This window comes from Caulobacter sp. GW456-12-1-14-TSB4 (assembly GCF_059424195.1).
Genome location: NZ_JBWKZF010000006.1, coordinates 222,956 through 237,058 on the forward strand (window position 1 = coordinate 222,956; position 14,103 = coordinate 237,058).

At 69.1% G+C, this 14,103-nt stretch carries 11 protein-coding genes; 3 read left to right on the forward strand and 8 right to left on the reverse strand.

What is annotated here, in order from left to right:
* Nucleotides 1-55 precede the first annotated feature (55 nt).
* From treY to glgB, 5 genes are read right to left on the reverse strand one after another with little or no spacing between them, the layout of a single operon-like run.
* Nucleotides 56-2,539, reverse strand: coding sequence for a malto-oligosyltrehalose synthase (treY, locus tag AC07YH_RS08330; RefSeq protein WP_494746526.1), 2,484 nt, complete (start codon nucleotides 2,537-2,539; stop codon nucleotides 56-58).
* A complete protein-coding gene (gene malQ, locus AC07YH_RS08335; RefSeq protein WP_494746527.1) occupies nucleotides 2,539-4,494 on the reverse strand; it encodes a 4-alpha-glucanotransferase in 1,956 nt (651 codons plus the stop codon). The genes treY and malQ overlap by 1 nt, the downstream gene beginning before the upstream one ends.
* Entirely contained in the window at nucleotides 4,491-6,224 is a 1,734-nt protein-coding gene (treZ, locus tag AC07YH_RS08340) for a malto-oligosyltrehalose trehalohydrolase (protein ID WP_494746528.1), read from the reverse strand. The genes malQ and treZ overlap by 4 nt, the downstream gene beginning before the upstream one ends.
* Complete coding sequence (gene glgX / locus AC07YH_RS08345) at nucleotides 6,221-8,323, reverse strand: glycogen debranching protein GlgX (RefSeq protein ID WP_494746529.1); 2,103 nt, start codon at nucleotides 8,321-8,323, stop codon at nucleotides 6,221-6,223. The genes treZ and glgX overlap by 4 nt, the downstream gene beginning before the upstream one ends.
* Nucleotides 8,320-10,446 carry a 1,4-alpha-glucan branching protein GlgB gene (gene glgB / locus AC07YH_RS08350; RefSeq protein WP_494746530.1) on the reverse strand — a complete coding sequence of 709 codons (2,127 nt, stop codon included), beginning with the start codon at nucleotides 10,444-10,446 and terminating at the stop codon, nucleotides 8,320-8,322. Before glgB ends, glgX begins: the two co-directional genes overlap by 4 nt.
* A 224-nt stretch (nucleotides 10,447-10,670) precedes the next feature.
* Here glgB and glgA point away from each other — a divergent pair, with 224 nt between their 5' ends.
* The 3 genes from glgA to AC07YH_RS08365 all read left to right on the forward strand — a co-directional run bounded on the left by glgA (nucleotide 10,671) and on the right by AC07YH_RS08365 (nucleotide 13,020).
* Nucleotides 10,671-12,332 carry a glycogen synthase GlgA gene (gene glgA / locus AC07YH_RS08355; RefSeq protein WP_494746531.1) on the forward strand — a complete coding sequence of 554 codons (1,662 nt, stop codon included), beginning with the start codon at nucleotides 10,671-10,673 and terminating at the stop codon, nucleotides 12,330-12,332.
* Nucleotides 12,329-12,571 carry a hypothetical protein gene (locus AC07YH_RS08360; protein ID WP_494746532.1) on the forward strand — a complete coding sequence of 81 codons (243 nt, stop codon included), beginning with the start codon at nucleotides 12,329-12,331 and terminating at the stop codon, nucleotides 12,569-12,571. The genes glgA and AC07YH_RS08360 overlap by 4 nt, the downstream gene beginning before the upstream one ends.
* A 77-nt stretch (nucleotides 12,572-12,648) precedes the next feature.
* Nucleotides 12,649-13,020: a hypothetical protein gene (locus tag AC07YH_RS08365; RefSeq protein WP_494746533.1), complete on the forward strand. Its 372-nt coding sequence runs from the start codon at nucleotides 12,649-12,651 to the stop codon at nucleotides 13,018-13,020.
* Between the two features lie 18 nt (nucleotides 13,021-13,038).
* On the opposite strand, the gene AC07YH_RS08370 is transcribed toward AC07YH_RS08365, so the two are convergent.
* The 3 genes from AC07YH_RS08370 to AC07YH_RS08380 all read right to left on the reverse strand — a co-directional run bounded on the left by AC07YH_RS08370 (nucleotide 13,039) and on the right by AC07YH_RS08380 (nucleotide 13,899).
* A complete protein-coding gene (locus tag AC07YH_RS08370; protein WP_494746534.1) occupies nucleotides 13,039-13,323 on the reverse strand; it encodes a helix-turn-helix transcriptional regulator in 285 nt (94 codons plus the stop codon).
* 157 nt (nucleotides 13,324-13,480) lie between these two features.
* Nucleotides 13,481-13,687: a hypothetical protein gene (locus tag AC07YH_RS08375; RefSeq protein WP_494746535.1), complete on the reverse strand. Its 207-nt coding sequence runs from the start codon at nucleotides 13,685-13,687 to the stop codon at nucleotides 13,481-13,483.
* A complete protein-coding gene (locus AC07YH_RS08380; protein WP_494746536.1) occupies nucleotides 13,684-13,899 on the reverse strand; it encodes a hypothetical protein in 216 nt (71 codons plus the stop codon). Before AC07YH_RS08380 ends, AC07YH_RS08375 begins: the two co-directional genes overlap by 4 nt.
* Nucleotides 13,900-14,103: the final 204 nt, after the last annotated feature.

The window sequence follows — 14,103 nt, forward strand, 5'->3', positions numbered from 1 at the left end:
CATGGACGCGCCGATAGCGAGTCCTGTCAACCAAGCTAGGCCGCGACCAACGGTCTCACGCGAGCTCTAGCCAGAAGGGCGCGCCCTGCATGAGGTCGGCCAGGCGGCGACCATCAGGCAGGGCTGTGTCGCCCCACCAGTCGGCCCCGATCAAAGGCGCGCGCGCAGCCAGGCACGCCTTGGCGCAGCCGACCGCGGCGACGACCAGCAGGCGGCGCTGGGCCGAGACGCGTTCGAAGATCACCGCCTGACTGGCGCGTGGGCCGGTCACCGCCACGGGACGAAGCGGGGCGACGAAGAGATCCGGGTGGTCGCGCCGTAGCCCAAGAAGCCGGTGGATCAGGGTCAGCTTGGTGGCGCCGTCCCGCCAGGCGAGGCTGCCTGGATCCCGCTGCAGAGCGGCCTGTCGGGCCGCATAGTCCACGGGGCGACGGTTATCTGGATCCACCAGGCTGAAGTCCCACAATTCCGTTCCTTGGAACTGGTCGGGCACGCCTGGCAGGGTCAGGCGCAGGCCGGTTTGGATCAGGCTGAACGCCACGCCGGCTGGTGCGATCTCCTCGACAAAAGCGGCGCAGTCGGCGCGGAATGCGGCATCAGGTCCGGTGAGCAGGTCGCGCAGATACCGCTCGCAAGCCGACTCGTAGTTCTCGTCTGGCACGGTCCAGGACGTGCGCAGCTTGGCCTCACGCAGCGCCTTGCGCTGCCATCCGGCCAGGCGATCGGCGAACGCGCTCATCGCGACGGGATCCTGCGGCGATAGGTCGAGCGGCCAGGCCCCAACGATCATCTGGTGCAGAATATGGGCGTCGCCCGGGGCGACGTCCTGGGGTGTCGTCGCGGCGAGCCAGGCTCTGGCGCGTTCGACCCAGGCGTCCGGGGCGTGGCTGAGCACGGCCAGCCGGGCGCGGACGTCCTCGCCGCGCTTATGGTCGTGGGTGGCGGTCGTCAGAAGACTATGAGGAAAGGCCTCTCCTCGCGCGGCCGCCAGCGCCAAGAAGTCGCCCGGCGAGGCCGAGAAACGGCCGGGGTCGAAGCCGACGTCGTTGCGCGAGAGCAGGCGCCCAAACCGATAGAACGCGGTGTCCTCGACGGCCTTGGCGGCCACGGGAGCGCTGAGCTGCTCGAAGCGCCGGACAGCTTCGGCGCGAAGCTCGGCGGGGCCTTGGCCTTGCAGCCAGCGGCCGATCTGCTCCAGGGCCGCGCCGCAGGTCGGCTCGAGCGCCGCCGCCAGGGCCAAGGCCTCGGTTGGGACCTCCCCGGTGTCCGTCGCATAGGTTCGGTAGCGCTGGAATTGAGTGATCAGGGCGACGAGGGCGCGACGCAAGCTCGGCGCGGGCAGGTCGCGCGTGGCGATATCGGTCTGGGCCAGGCGGTGAAAAGCCAGGGCGGCCGTATCGAGCTGGATGGCGAAGTCGCGGGTCAGGATTTCACGGCGGGCGGCATGCTCCTCGTCGACGAAGGCGTCCGAGCGACCGCTCAGGTCGCGCCACAGCGCGCCTAGCGGCTGAGCGCCCTGAGCGTCGTGCTGCACCGCCGAGATCTCGTTCATCACCTCATAGCCGGTCGTGCCGTCGACGCCCCAGTCGCTGGCCAGGGTCTCATTGGCGCCAAGGATTTTCTCGACCACCAGCCAGGGCGTGCGATCGGGCGCGGCGTCCTCGAGCGCGCGCCGCAGGCGGCGGCCGTAGTTGGCCGGATCGGCCAGGCCATCGACGTGGTCGACCCTCAGGCCATCGATGAGACCTTCACGATAGAGCCGCAGGGGGAGGGCATGGACAGCCTCGAACACGGCAGGGTCCTCGATACGAAGCCCGGCCAGCTCGGTGATGTCGAAGAACCGCCGCCAGTTGATGGCGTCGCCAGCCGTCCGCCACCAGGCCAAGCGGTAGTTCTGGCGCTCCAACAGGGCGTGCAGGCGCGCGGCGTCGTAGGCCGCCGCGAGCTTGCCTGGATCGACATCGGCGACCCGCTCGGCGCCCACCGCCGCCAAGACCTCGGCGTAGTCTTGCCGCCGCAGGGGAAAGCGATGCGCGCCATGAGCCAGGACCGACAGGCGACCAAGGCTTGGCTCGACATCTAGGACGATAGCGCCGTCGGCCAAGGCCTGGGCATAGGGCGCGCCTAGAAATGGGGCGAGGAGCTTGCCGGTCAGGCTCGGGTCGGGCGGGGTCCAGTCGATGTCGAAATAGCGGGCGTAAGCGCTCTCCTGGCCCTTCTCCAGCACATCAAGCCACCAGGCGTTGTCGGCGCCGCCGACGGCGACATGGTTGGGGACGATGTCAACCACGAGCCCGAGCCCCTCGGCGCGCAGCGCGTCCGCCATGGCCCGAAAACCGCCTTCGCCGCCCAGCGCCGGATTGATCGTCGTCGGGTCGATGACGTCATAGCCATGGGTGGAGCCCTCGCGCGCCGTTGTGATCGGCGAGGCGTAGAGGTGGCTGATCCCGAGCTTGGCCCAATAGGGCGCCAGGGCCGCGGCGTCGGCGAAGGTGAAGCCGGCGTGAAATTGCACGCGGTAGGTGGCGGTTGGGATCATCAGGGTCTCTGGGCGCGCAGCCGCGCCAGGCGCGCGGCGACGGGGGCTGCGGAGAAGAGCGACGGGCCGCCTTCGGGCAGACGGCGGCGCCAGTTGGGATGGACGTCGACCACCCCGGGCAGGTTGGGGGCCTCATCCAGTCCTATCAGGTCCTCGACCGGCGCCAGCACCAGCTCGCAAGGGGTCTGGGCGACGAGCGCCAGGACAGCATCGACCGCCGCCTCTGGGGCGTCGGCCGGAGGCGGCGGGTCGGCCGTCACGCCGGCCGCGCTCGCCACGTCCCACAAGGCGTGGCGGTCGGCTTCGCGGGCGGCGGCTTCGGCTTGCCGATCGCCGGCCGCCCCCAGGCGGGCGCGCCAGTCGATATCGCGGCCTTTCCACCAGCCGGCGGTCGGCGACAGATCGTGGGTGCTGGTCATGGCCACGGCCAGGGCGTCCCAGCTGGCCGGCGGCTTGAAGGCGCCTTTCGCGTCGCGCTCGAACGGCAGCACCCGCATGCCCAGGAGACCCCGTTCGGAGAGACTGGCGCGCAAGCCGGGCGGGACGACGCCCAGGTCCTCGCCGATCACCACCGCGCCCGCACGGCGCGATTCCAGGGCGATCAGGCTAAGAAGATCGTCGAGCGGATAGCGCAGATAGGCGCCTTGGTCGGCGGTGGCCCCGTCGGGTACGACCCACAGCCGGCCCAGGCCCAGAGCATGGTCGATACGCACGCCCCCGGCGTGGCGCAGGGCGGCACGCAGGGTCGTCAGGAACGGAGCATAGCCGGTGGCGACCAGGGCGTCGGGCGAAAAGCTGGTGATGCCCCAGCCTTGGCCCGCGGCCTGGAACGCGTCGGGCGGCGCGCCTAGCGTCAGCCCCATCATCAGGTCTTGCGGCCGGCTCCAAGCGTGCGAACCACCGGGGTCCAGGCCCACGGCGAGATCGGCGATCAGGCCTAGGCCCATGCCGGCGGTCTTAGCCGCAGCCTGGCTCTGCTCTAGCCCAAGATCGGCCAGCCATTGGGCAAACAGGAAAAAGCCGACCCGATCGCCCAGGCCCAAGGCCTCGGCCTCGATCTCGGCGGCGTGCGGCGACCTGAAGGGCGTTGGCCAACGGCGCCAGCTTCCAGCGCCCAGGGTAGGGGCGAAGCGTTCGTCGAGCGCCTCGAAGAGGGCGTGGTGGTAGAGCGCTTGGCCGCCCGCGGCGATGAAGGCCTCCAGCCGCGGATCGCCGGCGAACACGTGGTAGGCCGTATTCAGCCGCGCCATCTTGGCGGCCGCGCCGGCGGACCAGTCCACCAGAGGCGTGTCGGTGACCGCCGGTGGCGCCGCGCCGATCAGGCTGGGATCGCCGTAGAGGATGTTGAGATGGTCCCGGCTCGACGGCGAATAGGGGCTGCAGCGCTCGGGCGCGGCGGGAAAGAGCGCGTTGGTCGGGCTGATGGCCAGGGCGTCGGCGCCGGCCGCGCCGGCGGCCTGCGCGAAGGCGGCCAGGTTGGCGAAGTCGCCGAACGGGCCAGACTCGCGCAAGGCGTAGAGCTGCACGCCCAGGCCCCAGGCGGGGCGACCCAAGAGGTCACGCGGCGTCAGGCAGCGGGGCGGGCAGGCCGCCACGGTCAGCACGCGGTCGTCGAGATCGAGGGTGTGGTAACCGGGCGGGTCGAGACTGAAGGTCAGCATCCCGTCCATTGCGATCAGGTCCAAGACGCCGCCGTCCTCAAGCGTCACCCGCGCATGTCCGGACTTCGTCGGCAACGTGAGGGGCTGGCCCGCCTGGACTATGAGCAGGTCGGGGCTGGGCCGGTCCTTGAGACGCACAAGGGCGGCCCGCGGGGCAGCTAGGTCATGGCCCAAGGCGGTCAGGACGGCGCGCAGCGTGTCTTCGCTCACCTGGCGCTCGACCCCGTCGAAGTCGGTCCAGTCGACGAGGATGCCCACGGCCTTGGCCAAGGCGAGGAGGGCCGGATCGGTCATGGCGCGGCCTCGAGCCAGGCGACGGAGGTGGCGGGGGCTAGGAGACCGCGAAGTGGCTCGACCCCGACCACGGCCAAGGGCGGACCTCCGGGGACCCGCGAGAGCAGGACGGGCTTGTCGCCGAGATTGACCGCCAGGGTGAAGGTCTTGGTCTCCAGCCGCCATCGCGCCTGGACGGCCTTCGATCCGATCGCCTCGGCGCCGAGACTGACCGCCGTCTCTAGATGCGGGGCCAGGTGCTCGCGACGCAGGCGCAGCAGGTGACCGATCAGGGCGCGCCAGGCCGCCGCGTCCGGGCCCGGCTTCGGCCGCGAGGCTTCGAATGTCGTCTGAGCGTTAGGGTCGGGAATGGCCCGTCGCGCGTCGGGGTCGGCGAAGGCGGGGAACTGGGCGAACTCACGCCGGCGGCCCTCGCGCACCGCGTCCGCCAGGGCGTCATGGAAATCGGTGAAGAACAGGAACGGTTCGGTCGCGCCGTCCTCCTCGCCCATGAACAGCATCGGGATTTGCGGCGCTAGCAGCAGCAGGCCCATGGCCGCGCGCAAGCGGTCCGGCGAAACCAGCCGTGTCAGCCGCTCGCCTAAGGCGCGGTTGCCGACCTGATCGTGGTTTTGCAGGAAGTTGACGAAGGCGGTCGGCGGCAAGTGGCCGCTGGCGGCGCCGCGAGGACGGCCCTCGTGATTGGGCGAGGCCTGGCCCTGATAGATGAAGCCTTCGGACAGGCAGCGCGCCAGGCGCTCGGCCGGGCGGTCGGCGAAGTCCTGGTAGTAGCTGCTGGTCTCATCCGTCAGCAGGACGTGGACGACATTGTGGAAGTCGTCGTTCCATTGGGCGTCGAAGCCGGAGGTCAGTCGCGCGGCGTCGTTGGCCTCGTTCTCGAGGACGAGGTGGATAGGCCGATCGACGATGCGCGTTCGGACCTCGGCGGCCATGGCGTCGAGAAAGCCGTTGTCGCCGATCGCATGCACCGCGTCGAAGCGCAGGCCGTCGAGCTTGTAGGTTTCCAGCCAGTAGAGGGCGTTGTCGATGAAGAACTTCGCCACCGGCGGGCGATGGAAGGCGATCGCCGGACCCCATGGGGTATGGCGGTCTCCGTCGAAGAACGCGGCGGCATAGGACGGCAGATAGTTTCCGTCGGGGCCGAAGTGATTATAGACCACGTCCAGTAGCACCATCATGCCCAGGCCATGGGCGGTGTCGACCAGGGCCTTGAGGTCTTCGGGCGCGCCATAGGCAGGGGCGACGGCATAGGGCAGAACGCCGTCGTAGCCCCAGTTTCGGACGCCGGAAAACGCGTTTACCGGCATCAGTTGCAGGGTCGTGACGCCTAGACGCGCTAGGTCCGGCAGCCGCTCGGCGACTCCCTTGAACCCGCCCAGCAGGCCGGCGTGAGCTTCATAGAGCACCGCCTCGCGCCAGGGCCGGCCGGCCCAATCAGGGTGGCGCCAGGGATAGGGCTGCTCGGAGAGCAACAGGCTCCAGCCGTGGACGTCGTCGGACAGGGCTCGGCTGGCCGGATCGGGGACCGTGCGCGACTCGTCCAGCCGGAAACGGTAGCGTCCGCCCGGGGCGACCGGAGCTTCGACGCTGAACCAGCCGTCGCCGACGGCGTCCATGGTCAAGGTAGGCTCGCCATCGCGTTCCAGCCCGACAGCCTCGCAACTGGGGGCCCAGAGGTCGAAGCGCGCCCGATCCGGTCCAAGCCAAGTTGGTCCGGCGCGCCGCGTCATGCCAGCGTTCCTACCGCGCGCAGCACCACAGCGCCCCCGCCGGCCAAGTCGAGGGTATCGCCGAGCGGGCCTGAGGCCGCGTCCGGCTCGACGCTGTCGATCAGCCGTTCGAAGGTCAGTCCCTCGTGAGGCAAGGTGAAGGTCAGGGTCTCGGCCGCGCCGTTGAGCGCCAAGGCGATCAACTCAAGCCGGCCGTCGTCGAGCCGGCGCGCGCGCCGCATCAGCAGCGCCCGCCCGTCGGGGTTGCGCCAGTCGTCCTCCGACAGGCGTGCGCCGCGCTCGTCGAACCAGTCGATGTCGAGCACCCCCGGCGCGACCTCTTCCTGGCCATAAAGGAAGGCGCCCGCCCGCAGCAGGGGATGAGCCTTGCGCAGGGCGATCAGACGCGCGGTGAAATCGGTCAGGGCTTGGCCCGGTTCGCTCGCCGCAAGCGTCCAGTCGAACCAGCTGATCGGGCTGTCCTGGCAATAGGCGTTGTTGTTGCCCTGCTGGGTGCGGCCAAACTCGTCGCCGCCCAGCAACATCGGCGTACCCAGCGACGCCATCAGCGTCGTCAGCATCGAGCGCTGGATGCGTCCGCGCTGGGTCAGGATCGCCTCGTCCTCGGTGGGGCCTTCCGCGCCCCAGTTGCGAGAATAGTTCTCGCTGTGACCGTCCTGGCCATTCTCGCCGTTGGCCTCATTGTGGCGATTGTCGTAGCTGACCACGTCGTTGAGCGTCATGCCGTCATGGGCGGTGAGCATGTTGACGCTAGCCCAGGGCCGCCGCGCGCGGCGATCGAAGAGATCGCCCGATCCCGAGAGGCGCGCGGCCAAGTCGGCGCGCTGGTCGGCGTCGCCGCGCCAGAACCGCCGCGTGGTGTCGCGGAACTTGTCGTTCCATTCGGCGAAACTGGGCGGGTGGTGACCCAGTTGATAGCCGCCCGGCCCGATATCCCAAGGCTCGGAGATCAGCTTCAGTCGGCCCAGCACGGGGTCCTGACGCAGGACGTCGAAGAAGGCCGCGCCCGGCGAAAAGCCCGCATCGCCTTCACGGCCCAGGGTGACGCCCAGGTCGAAGCGGAAGCCGTCGACCCGGAAGGACTGGGCCCAATAGCGCAACGAGTCGGCCACCATCTGGATGACCCGCGCCGAGGCCATGTTCAGCGAGTTGCCGGTGCCGGTGTCGTTGACGCAGTGGCGCGGATTGTCGGCGAGCAGGCGATAGTAGGTGGCGTTGTCGAGGCCGCGCAGGGACAGGGTCGGACCCAGTTCGCTACCCTCGGCGGTGTGGTTGTAGACAACGTCGAGGATCACCTCGATGCCGCTGGCGTGCAGGCGCCGCACGGCCAGGCGAAACTCGTCGTGGCTGCCGCTGGCCAAGTAGCGCGCTTCGGGCGCGAAGAAGGCCAGGGTGTTGTAGCCCCAGTAGTTGGAAAGGCCTCGCTCCTGGAGGAAGCGGTCCTGGGTGAAGGCGTGGACGGGCAGCAGCTCCAGCGCCGTCACGCCCAGGCGCTTGAGGTGGGCGATGACCTTGGGGTGGGAGAGGGCGGCGAAGGTGCCGCGATCCTTCGGTCCGACCTCTTCCAAGAGGGCCGTCAGCCCCTTGACGTGCGCCTCATAGATCACCGTCTCCGACCAAGGGGTGTTGGGACGTCGATCGCCATCCCAATCGAAGGCGTCGGCGGTGACGACCGACTTGGGCATGGCCGGGGCGCTGTCGCGGCGATCGAAGCTGAGGTCGCCGCGCGGCGAGCCAACATGGTAGCCATGCAGGGCGTCGGTCCAGCGCAGCTGGCCCGCTAGGCGCCGCGCATAGGGGTCCAGCAGCAGCTTGTTGGGATTGAACCTATGGCCTTGTTCGGGGGCGTAGGGGCCATGGGCGCGAAACCCGTAGAGCTGGCCGGGCCGGGCGTGGGGCAAGTAGCCGTGCCAGACCTCGTCGGTGCACTCGGGCAAGGGATAGCGGGCCAGCTCCTTGCGGCCGGAAGGGTCGAACAAGCAAAGGTCGATGCGCTCGGCATTGGCCGAGAACACCGCGAAGTTGACGCCGAGACCATCGAAGGTCGCGCCCAGGGGGTACGGAGATCCGGCTTCGAGACGATCGGGCGAAGGGGTCAAGCGCTGTGTCCTTGAAAACGGAGGAAGACGGCGGCCAGGGGCGGGAGGGTCAGATGGACGGCGGCGCCGTCCTGATCGGCAAACCCGATCACCTCGCCCTGGTTGCCCAGATCGCCGCCGCCGTAGATGGCCGCGTCGGTGTTGAGGATTTCAGCCCAGCGGCCGGCGTGGGGGGCGCGCACGCGGCGTTGGTAGCGGGGCTCGGGGGTCATGTTGACAGCCACGATCATCGGCGCGCCGCCGTGGAAGGAGCGGCGCTCAAAGACGAAGACACCGTCCTGGTCGTGGTTCTGCGCGATCCATTCAAAGCCGCGCGCGTCGGCGTCGGTGTGATGCAGCGCGCCCTCGGCGCGGTAGACCCGGTTGAGATCGCCAACGAGGCGCTGCAGGCCCGCGTGACCGGGGCTTTCGAGCAGCGCCCAGTCCAGTTCGGCGTCGTGGTTCCATTCTCGCCGCTGGCCGATCTCGCCGCCCATGAACAGCAGCTTCTTGCCCGGATGGGCCCACATCAGCGCCAGGAGCGCGCGCAGGTTGGCCATCTGCCGCCAGGCGTCACCCGGCATCTTGGAGAGCAGCGAGCCCTTGCCGTGCACGACCTCGTCGTGGCTCAGCGGCAGGATGAATCGCTCTGAAAAGGCATAGGTCAGGCCAAAGCCGAGATCGCCGCCATGCCAGCCGCGATGCACCGGATCGCGGTGCATGTAGCGCAGGGTGTCGTTCATCCACCCCATGTTCCACTTGTAGGAGAAGCCCAACCCACCTTGCTCGACCGGCGCGGTGACGCCCGGCCAGGCCGTCGACTCCTCGGCGATGGTGATGGCGCTGGGGAAGTGCTTACCGACCGTGGCGTTGAGGCGGCGCAGGAAGGCGATCGACTCCAGGTTCTCGCGGCCGCCATGGATGTTGGGCGTCCATTCGCCGGCCTTGCGGCTGTAGTCGCGGTAGAGCATCGAGGCCACCGCATCGACCCGCAGGCCGTCGATATGGAACTGCTCCAGCCAATAGACGGCCGAGGCGATCAGGAAGGTCGCCACCTCCTGGCGGCCCAGATTGTAGATCAGCGTGTTCCAATCGGGATGGAAGCCTTCCTTGGGATCGGCATGCTCGTAGAGCGCCGTGCCGTCGAAGCGCTCCAGGCCATGAGCGTCGTTGGGAAAGTGGGCCGGGACCCAGTCGAGGATCACGCCAAGCCCCGCCTGATGACAGCGGTCGACGAACCGGGCCAAGGCGGCGGGTGATCCATAGCGGGCCGAGGGCGCGAACTGCGACAGCGGCTGGTAGCCCCACGAGCCGCCGAACGGATGCTCCATGATCGGCATCAGCTGCAGGTGGGTAAAGCCAAGGCTGGTGACATAAGGGATCAGGTGATCGGCCAGCGCGTCCCAGTCGTGGCACGGGCTCCCGTCCCAAGGACGCCGCCAGGACGCGGCGTGAACCTCGTAGATCGAGATCGCCGCGCCGGGATGATGACGCTCGGCCCGTCCGCTCATCCAGGCTTGGTCGCCCCAGGCATGATCGAGGGGCGGGGCGACGATCGAGGCCGTGGCCGGGGGTGTTTCGCTGGCCCGCGCCATCGGGTCGGCCTTGCGCCGCACGACGCCGTCGGCGCCTTCGATATCGAACTTGTAGCGTTCACCCGCGCCCAGCCGCGGGATGAAGATCTCCCAGACGCCGGCCGCGTGGCGCAGGCGCATGGGGTGTCGCTGGCCATCCCAACTGTTGAAGTCGCCCACGAGACTGACCCGACCCGCATTGGGAGCCCAGACGCTGAACGCAACGCCCTCCACGCCTTCCAGCGTGCGGATCGCCGCGCCCAACTTGCCCGCCAGGCCGAGCGGCTCGCCGTCGACGATCGCCGCCAGGTCCTCCTGCGCCAGCACCGGCCCAAAGCCATAGACGTCCTCGGCGTCGTGCGGTCCGTCCGGCCAGTGAACCCTCAGCGCATAGGCGGTCGAAGGCTTGACCGCTCCGGCGAAGAGCCCCGGCTCGACCTCGGTCAGCGTGGCTATCCGCCGACGGGTCTTGCGGGCGGTGACGTCGACGCCCGTCGCGCCAGGCTGGAACGTCCGCACCGTCGCCCCGTGACGCCCGAGGAACCCGAACGGATCGGACGCCCAAGACACCGCACTTCCAAGCCCCACCCGCCATCTCCAAATTGCTGCGAGTGCACAACGAACAGGCCGTCAATCTGTGCCGTGGGCCATCAAATAATTCTCGCGGAACCCTTGTTCGCGTCCGTTGTTTCCGGGACGTCTCATGGAGTTCAGACGATGGCGTTCGGGGCGTGGCAGAGCTTGTTGTGCAGTTGCGAAGCGCCGGCGGCGCGCGCCTTGCCCGGCATCGACCGATGAGCGGCCCCAGGGTCCTCTCGGTCGCCGCCGAAATCTATCCCTTGATCAAGACGGGCGGTCTTGCAGATGTCGTCGGCGCGCTGCCCCTGGCCTTGGCGCGCGAAGGCGTGCAGGTCATCACCCTGGTCCCCGGCTATCCTTCGGTCATCGCCGCCCTGGAAGCGCCCGCGGCGGTCCACAAGTTCAAGGCCTTGATGGGCGGCCCCACGCGCCTGCTGCGCGGCCGCACCGGCGGATTGGATCTTTTGGTGATCGACGCGCCGCATCTCTATGCGCGCCCCGGCAATCCCTACCTGCAAGCTCCGGGCGTCGAGTGGCCCGACAACGGCCTGCGCTTCGCCGCCCTGGCCAAGGTCGCCGCCGAGATCGGGCTTGGCCTGCTGGCGGACTATCGGCCCGACGTGATCCAGGCCCACGACTGGCACGCAGGCCTCACCCCCGCCTACCTGCACTATGCGCGCAAGAAGGATCCGATGGTCCAGGCGCCGCCCGTGGTGCTGTCGATCCACAACCTGGCCTTCCAAGGCCTGTTCCCCGCCACCCTCCTGGCCAAGCTGGGCTTGCCGCCCGAGGCGATGGGTATCGACGGCGTCGAGTATTGGGGCGACATCGGCTTCCTGAAGGCTGGCATCCAGTTCGCCGACCAGGTCACCACCGTCTCGCCCAGCTACGCGGCCGAGATCACGACCGAAGAGGGCGGCATGGGGCTTGGCGGTCTGCTCAAGGCGCGCGCCAAGTCCCTGGTCGGGATCCTAAACGGCATCGACGCCGAGGTCTGGAATCCCGAAACCGACCCCGACATCAGCGCTCGATACACTGCGCAGTCCCTGGAGAGCCGGGCGATGAACAAGCTGGCCCTGCAGGCCAAGTTTGGCCTGCGGCCCGATGGGGAGGCCCCGCTGTTTGGCATCCTCAGCCGCCTGACCGACCAGAAGGGCGTCGACCTCTTGCTGGGCGCGCTGCCGGTGCTGTTCGCCGAGGGCGCGCAACTGATCGTCTGCGGCCAGGGCGAGCCGCGCTACGAACAGGCCTTCGCCCAAGCGGCCGAACGCTATCCCGGCGCCATGGGCCGGTTCCTGGGTTACCGCGAGGACCTGGCCCACCTGATCCAGGCCGGCGCCGACGCCATCCTCGCGCCATCGCGCTTCGAGCCTTGCGGCCTCACGCAGCTTTGCGCCATGCGCTATGGCGCCATCCCCGTCGTCTCGCGCACGGGCGGCCTGTCCGACACCATCATCGACGCCAACACCGCCGGGATGGCCCGTTCGGCCGCGACCGGCGTGCAGTTCGCGCCGGCGACCCAGGACATGCTCGAGGACGCCATCCGGCGCACCTGCGCGCTCTACCGTGACCCGGTGGTCTGGCGGCGGGTCCAGCTCAACGCCATGGCGTCCGACAGCTCCTGGCGGGTGTCGGCGGCCGAATATGCCGCGCTGTTCGGGCGCATGGCCGCCCAGGCGAGCCGTGCGGTGGCCAACGACGCGGCCGCGCTGGTCCCCGCGTCGAGCGATCCGGCCGCGCCGATCGAGCCGAGAAGTTTCGCCGCCTATGATCCCAGCGCGCCGACAACGCCGGCGCCGCGACGGGCCACGCCGCGCGCCAGTTCTCCAAGGCCCAAGGCCGCGGCGTCGCCCTTGCGGCGGGCGGAGGAGCGATGATCGTCGCCGACCTGATCAGGCTTCTTCAGGATTGCCATCCCCAGGCGGTGGTGTTGATCCCGGCCGACCCCTCGATGGGACAGGCCTGCGAGCCGGTGAGTGATGTCGCAGCGATCGCCGCGAGCCGCTTCACCGGTGGCCCCGCCGCCGAGGCCGGGGTGGTGCGGCTATCGGGGTTTCCGATCGCGCTACTGGTCGGTGACTTCGATGCGGCCGGCCGTATCGAGCCGACGCCTTAGAGCTCTGGCGGGACCCAACACCCGCTTGTAGAGGCGCCGCCGTCGTTGCGGGAGCAAAGACGCTTGGGGAGAAGACTATGCTGGATCATGTCCTGGATCGTTTCATTTCGCGCCTGATGGCCGGCGCGGGTCTGATCATGGCCGCGGCGATCGCCGCCGTGGCCAGCGCCATGGCGCTCTATGCCTTCTGCGCGCCGATCACCGGTCCAGCCTGGGCCTATGTGGTGGTCGCGGGCGTTTCGGCTCTGATCCTGGCGACCTGGGCGCTTTTGCAGCGTAGCCACCGCCAGAAGCATCGCGAGGCGCCCTTGGAGGTGCGTGTCGTCGATCTCTTGAAGGCCCACCCCACCGCCGCCTTCGTGGCGGGCATGGCGGCGGGCGCACTGGTCAAGGGCAAGCCTGGCCAACTCTTGACCCTGTGGCGCGAGCGACCCGCCAAGAACGGGTGAGGCAAGCGAGATCGTGGCTCAGCGAACCGGTCGCGTACGTCTTAGGCCGACGTCAGGTCCTTCGACGGGGTCCGAGCCGGCCTGCTGCTTTCGATCGGCGAGCCAGGCCTCGACCTCCGCCAGGTCCCAGACCACGCAACGCCGGGTCAGCGGATAGCGTCTAGGGAACTCGCCGCGCCTTTCCATCTCGTAGATCGTGGTGTCGGCCAGCGGCACGAGCTTGCGCAGTTCGGGGCGACGGATCGGCCGGCTGGCGGGCAGGACGCCCGGTGGACGTGGGGGAGGCGGGACGGAGTGGGACATGACGGGCTCGCGCTGTTGCGCCAGTAAGGTCACGGGGCCTTGAAGCGGCAAGCCCGGCCGGCCGCCAGTCGGGCCCTGGCGTGGGAAGACAGGTGTTCGGCGGTTTTGCTATGCCCGCCGTCCGAGCCGAGCGGGCGGGCGGCTTGCCGATCCCGCGTCAATCGTCCAACTGTGGGGCCTGGCCATAGATCGTCGCCGGATCGGCGCCGTCGCGTATCGCTCTCTGACGCAGGATGCCCGCGACCATCTTCTTGTTGAGCTTGGGCTTGTCCCAGCGGGCGGCGCCGCCCAGGCGAATAGGCTGGTCGGGATAGCTCAAGAAGGTGAACACCGCGTCGACCACCTGCTTGATGAGTTGCTTCATCTCCGCGTCGGAGATGCGCGAGGCTCCAGGTAGGGGATCTCGCCGGCCGGGGTGACGATCTTGACGTCACTGAAGTCGCCGGCCGGACTGACCACCGTGCGCCCGGCATGCCAGTCCTCCAGGATGGTGTTGCGCACGCAGGTCTCCACCAGCGCCAAGGTAAAGCGTTGCAAAGCGCGATGATCGGTCTGGGTGGGCGCGGGCTCATCCATCAGCGGCCTCCTGGTCGGTTACAGCTATCCTATCCGGCTTTGCGATCGTTGGTATCGCTCCGCGGTTTCACGGCGGCTGCGGCCGGCGCTTTCGCGCCAGCCTGCGCCGGAGATGTCGAGAGCCTCCGGCGGTCACGCTCGGTCCCGCGGCTTTCGCCGCTCCCTCGGGCGTGACCTTGCAGGCCGGCCCCAAGGCCTTGGGGC